At 70.6% G+C, this 4,956-nt stretch carries 5 protein-coding genes; 4 read left to right on the top strand and 1 reads right to left on the bottom strand.

Annotated elements, in window-relative coordinates:
* Window positions 1–655 (bottom strand): helix-turn-helix domain-containing protein (locus BM064_RS26205; protein ID WP_143103476.1); only part of this gene is annotated, 655 nt, incomplete at its 3' end.
* Between the two features lie 725 nt (window positions 656–1,380).
* On the opposite strand from BM064_RS26205, the gene BM064_RS26210 reads away from it, so the two are divergent.
* The 4 genes from BM064_RS26210 to BM064_RS26225 all read left to right on the top strand — a co-directional run bounded on the left by BM064_RS26210 (window position 1,381) and on the right by BM064_RS26225 (window position 4,847).
* Window positions 1,381–1,989, top strand: a complete 609-nt coding sequence (locus BM064_RS26210; protein ID WP_092866428.1) for a lytic transglycosylase domain-containing protein — start codon at window positions 1,381–1,383, stop codon at window positions 1,987–1,989.
* Window positions 1,977–2,261, top strand: coding sequence for a TrbC/VirB2 family protein (locus BM064_RS26215; RefSeq protein WP_092685481.1), 285 nt, complete (start codon window positions 1,977–1,979; stop codon window positions 2,259–2,261). The genes BM064_RS26210 and BM064_RS26215 overlap by 13 nt, the downstream gene beginning before the upstream one ends.
* On the top strand, window positions 2,258–2,536 hold the full coding sequence (locus BM064_RS26220; protein ID WP_092866431.1) for a VirB3 family type IV secretion system protein: 279 nt from the start codon (window positions 2,258–2,260) through the stop codon (window positions 2,534–2,536). The genes BM064_RS26215 and BM064_RS26220 overlap by 4 nt, the downstream gene beginning before the upstream one ends.
* Window positions 2,537–2,639: 103 nt before the next feature.
* Complete coding sequence (locus BM064_RS26225; RefSeq protein ID WP_177236412.1) at window positions 2,640–4,847, top strand: VirB4 family type IV secretion/conjugal transfer ATPase; 2,208 nt, start codon at window positions 2,640–2,642, stop codon at window positions 4,845–4,847.
* The last annotated feature ends 109 nt before the right edge of the window (window positions 4,848–4,956 follow it).

Here is a 4,956-nt window from a genome sequence, read left to right on the forward strand (position 1 = left end):
GATTTTTCCGGCTCTCGGCGAGTTGTCCACAGGCGGCGCCGGGCGCCTCCACCGCCTCCAGCAGGGATTGCACGCGGGCGAAGAGATCCCGCAGACGCTCGACGCCAAGATGGGCGAGCCGGCGCGGGAAACTGCGCCATGCGGCGCAGGCCTCCGCCGCCGCGCGTCCCGCCTCAAATACCGGCCGTAGGCGGCGGCGGATGGCGCTGATCTCGCGCCGCAGCCGGGCGTGCTCGTCGACGGATCTGCGGCGGGCTTCGGCGGCGGCCTCGATCTCCGCGGCACGGTCGAGCAGCGGCCAGAAACCGATGCCGTAGATCTCGGCGACGCGACCCTGCCGGTCGCGGACGACCTGGCGCCGCCCGCCGTCCTGGCAGAGGTTCTCGGCCAGCCCCACGTCAATCAGCTTGCGGATACGGTAGCGGATGGTGCGCGGATCGACCCCGCGCAGGGCCGCGAGGCGCTCCACGCCGGCGGGGCTGATCGGCGCTGGGGCGTCCTCTGGAATGCGGTTGATCAAATCATGCGCGGTGGTCGCAACGGCATCAGACAGGCCGAGCGTCGCCGCCGCCTGGTCAAGCAGGCGATGCAGGTTGGAAAGGAAGGCCTTTCGGCGCGCCACGGCGGCATCGCCGCGACGGGTGAGGGTGGTCATTCGCTGCTCTCCTCACGGAGACCAGAAGCGCAGGCACAGCTTCTCTGTTCGCCCGAAGGCGTCTTTTCTTGCCAGCGCTTGGGGAAACGGCTAACGTCGAGCTGTCAAACGACGGCGTTAGCCGAGCCCCTGATGGTCTCCGATCATCGGGGGTTTTCTTTTTTTCGGCGCGGGCCTGTCCGCGCCGGGCGTACCTTGCGTCCTTCTCTCTGCGGTTGATCCGGCCGAGACTAGCCAAGCGTTCTATTCAAGCCAAGTGCGGTTAGAGTTCATCTCTTCTTCATGCGCGCCAAGAGATTGAATCGGCGCTGAACGCGCAGGCTCAAACCGACTGTGCCGGACTTCATATTCTATAAATAGATGCGGCAAGAATAAGAGATACTTTCACTGTTGACCCGGGACTCCGCGCCCGACAGTATCGCCCCGATTTGAGGCGCGGCGGCGGTCGTCGCGTTCAAGCGGAAGCACGGGGCCCGACACGCACTCGCCTTTGGCGAGAACCGTTCGCCCCTCGCCACCGGACAGCTCAGGATGACCCGCGCCTTTCGGGCGGGGGATGACCCGCGGGTATTCGCCCGCGCTTCGGATTCCTGCGCGCCGTGGTTCCGCAATCAGCCGGAGGGAGGCAGGCGATGCGCGGTCTGGATGCAGAGCAGCATGGCGACGCCCTCGTCGCCTCTCCTCACCGCGAGGCGACGTTCGAGCAGCTGCCGAGGGCCTGAGCGATGCGGCGCCTGACTCTCCTGACGGCCGGATTCTGCCTGCTCGCGGCCCCTGCAATCGCGACGGTGATCGAGTTCGCGCCGGGCGGCGAGGCGCAGGTCCGCCCGCCGCCGCCTGCCGCAGACGCGCTTGACCTCTCCAGCAAGGTGGCGCTGAAGGCGCTCGCCGAGACTGCCGCCCTCCGCCACGCGGGCGGCGCGGGACCGCGCGCGGCGGGCCTCTCCGCCGCCGAGTTCATCGCTCTGTTCCTCGCCCTGATCGAGCGCGAGAGCGGCTGGAACCCGCGCGCGGTCTCGCCGAAGGGCGCGCAGGGGCTCGGGCAGCTGATGCCGGAGACGGCGCTTGATCTGGGCGTCTCCGACCCGTTCGACGCGGCCCAAAACCTCGACGGCGCCGCCCGGTACTTCGCCGCGCAGCTCGCGCGCTTCGGCGACGTGACCCTCGCCCTCGCCGCCTACAACGCCGGGCCCGAGGCTGTCGCGCGCCATGGCGGCGTGCCGCCCTATCCCGAGACCCGCGCCTATGTCGCCGCGCTGACCGGCGACGCGCAGGCCCCCGCCTCCCCCACCCCGACCGACCAGCACAGGAACACCGGAATATGGGAATTCTGACCCGCGCGCTGCGCGCTCTCGGCCTCTCGGCCGCGCTCTCCTTCGTCGCCACCGCGGCTATGGCGCAGGAGCTCTCGCCCATCACCAACATGTTCACCACCATCGGCGACACGCTGACCGGAGAGCTTGGACGCGCGATCGGCCTCGTGGCGCTCGCCGTGGTCGGCGTGATGTTCGCGACTGGCCGCATGAACTGGATCTCGGCCGTGTCCGTCGTGGTCGGGCTCGCTATCATCTTCGGCGCAGGCACGATCCTCTCGGGCTACGCATGAGCGCGCGGCCCTGCTTCCAGGCGCTGACCCGGCCGGTCAGCGTCGCAGGCCTGCCGATGGGCTATCTGGTGCTGCTGACCGGGGTCTCGGTTGGAGGCTTCATCGCCACCCTGTCGTTCCTCTGGTTCGGCGCCAGCGCGGCGCTGAGCTACGTCGTGCTGCGCGCGCTCGCCGCCTGGGATCCGCGGATCGGCGACGTGGTGTTCACCGCCCTGCGCCGCACGCCCCCGACCCCCGGCTGGTTCCGCGGCGAGGGTTTCGCCTACCATGCTTGATCTGAGGTCCACCCTCGGGCTGCGGGCGGTCGCCCCGCGCGGGGCGGCGCGCGAGCAGGCGCTGTCCGGCTTTCTGCCTTGGCTCTGCTTCGCTCGGAAGGACGTGATCCTCCTGCGCGACGGCGATGTGATGGGCTCGTTCCTCGTCGAGGGGCTGGACCCGCTCACTGCCGAGCACGCGGCCATCTCGGACCTGTCGGAGGCCATGAGCCGTTGCGCGGCAGAGTTGCCGCCGGATGCCGCGCTCTACATCCACCGGCTCTCGCATCCCGAGACGCCGGAGGTTCCCGCGGTGTCCGCCGATGGCTTCGCGGCCGAACTGGACGCCGCCTGGCGTGCGCACCTCCGCAGCCTGGGCCTGCGCCGCCGCCGCGTGATGGTTTCGGTCCTGCTGCGCCCGGCGAAGGCGGCGGGCCTGCGCACCCGGCTGACCGGCGGCGGCGTCCCGGCGCAGCGCGCGGCCCTGGCCAAACGTATCGCCCGGCTCGACGAGATCATGGGCCACATGCAGGCCGTCCTTGCAGTAGCGGGGCCGCGTCGTCTGACGCGCGAGAGCCCGGAATGGCTCGGGATGCTGGGCGCGACCGTCTCCGGCGCGTGGCGCCCGCGGGTGCATCCGCTCGGCCTCGCGACCATCGCCGACAGCCTCGCGACCTCGGACCTGCATTTCCGGGGCGATGGCTTCACCCTGCCCGGGCTCGACGCCGCCGAGACCCGCTTCGGCGCGATGGTCACGCTCAAGGCTTATCCCGCCCAGACAACGCCTTGTGCGCTGGCGGGGCTGGACCTGCCGGAGGATACGCTGCTCAGCCAGAGCTACACCCCGATCAATCCCTATGACGCGCTCGCCCGGATCCAGCGCACCCTGCGCCAAATGCGCGCCGCCGATGACGCGGCGCGCTCGCTGGCGCTGCAGCTGGAGGAGGCCGCGGACGATCTCGCCTCAGGGCGCGCGGGCTTCGGCCTGCACCATCTCTCGATCATGGCGACCGCGGAAAGCCCCGCCCGGCTCGACGAGATCGCCACGCAGATCCGAGGCGCGGTGCAGGCTGCGGGCGCCGGCGCGGTGCGCGAGAGCATCGGCGCCCGCGCGGCATACTTCGCGCAGGCGCCGGGGAATTACGGGTTCAGGGCGCGGGCCGCGATGATCTCCTCCGGCAACTTCGCCGATCTCGCTGCGCTCCACGCTCCCTGCCCCGGTTCCTCAGCCGATGCTTCGCCCTGGGGCGCGCCGGTCGCGGTGCTGCCGACCCTCAGCCATGAAGCATACCGCTTCGGCTTCCACCTCCCCGGCGCGCCGGGCGACCGTACCGTCGGCCATGCGCTGGTGATCGGGCGGACGGGCTCGGGCAAATCCGCCTCCATGGCCTTCCTCATGGCGCAGATGCAGAGGCTTTCCCCGCGCATCCTTGTCTTCGACAAGGACCGCGGGCTCGAGTCCCCGGTTCGCGCCATGGGTGGCTCCTATGCCGCAATTCGCATGGGCGCCCCCACCGGCTTCAACCCGTTCGCGACCGAGACCGATGCGCACGGCTGCGCCTGGCTCGCCGACTGGCTCGAAGCCCTGCTCTCGCGAGAGGACGGGCCCCTCTCCGCCCAGCAGCGTGAGGCGCTGACGCAGACCGTCGAGGCCAACGCCCACACCGCCCCTGCCCTGCAAACGGCGGACCACTTCCGCGCCGCCCTGCGCGGCATCGACGATGGCGGCGATCTCTTCACCCGCATGGGCCGCTGGGCCCCCGGTGGTCAGTACGGCTGGCTCTTCGCAGGCGAGGGCGAGGATGCGCTCGACCTCGCCAGCGACATCTCCGGCGTCGACCTGACCGAGATCTTCGACGCCCCCGCCATCCGCACCGCCTGGCTCTCGTACGCGTTCCGCCTGGTCGAGCGGATGGTCGAGGACGGCCGCCCGACCCTGATCGTGCTCGACGAGGCGTGGAAGCTGCTCGACGACGGGTATTTCGAGGCGCGTCTCAAGGACTGGATGCTGACGATGCGCAAGAAGAACGTCGCGCTCGTCATGCTGACCCAGCGCGTTTCCCATGTCGCCGAGAGCCGCGCCGGCGGCTCGATCCTCGAGAGCATCGCGACGACGCTGGTTTTCCCGTCCAGCCGATTCACTGCGGCCGAGCTCGCCCCGCTCGGCCTGAGCGACGCCGAGACCGCGTTCCTGACCCAAAGCCCCGGCGGCCGCCGCTTCGCCGCGATCCGCACCGGCGATCGCGGCGCGCTGGTGGACCTCGACCTCGCCGCCCTCGGTCCGCTGCTGGCGGTGCTGGGCGGGGGGCCCTCCCGTGAAGGAGATGCCTGATGCGCCTCATAGCTCTGTTCCTGCTCGCGCTGCTCGCCGCCTGCGCGGATCCCGCGCCGAAGACCTGGCCCTGCGCCGCGACCCGCTGCGAGTGGGAGCCGATCGACAA

This window comes from Albimonas pacifica (assembly GCF_900113695.1).
GTDB classification, from domain to species: Bacteria; Pseudomonadota; Alphaproteobacteria; order Rhodobacterales; family Rhodobacteraceae; genus Albimonas; species Albimonas pacifica.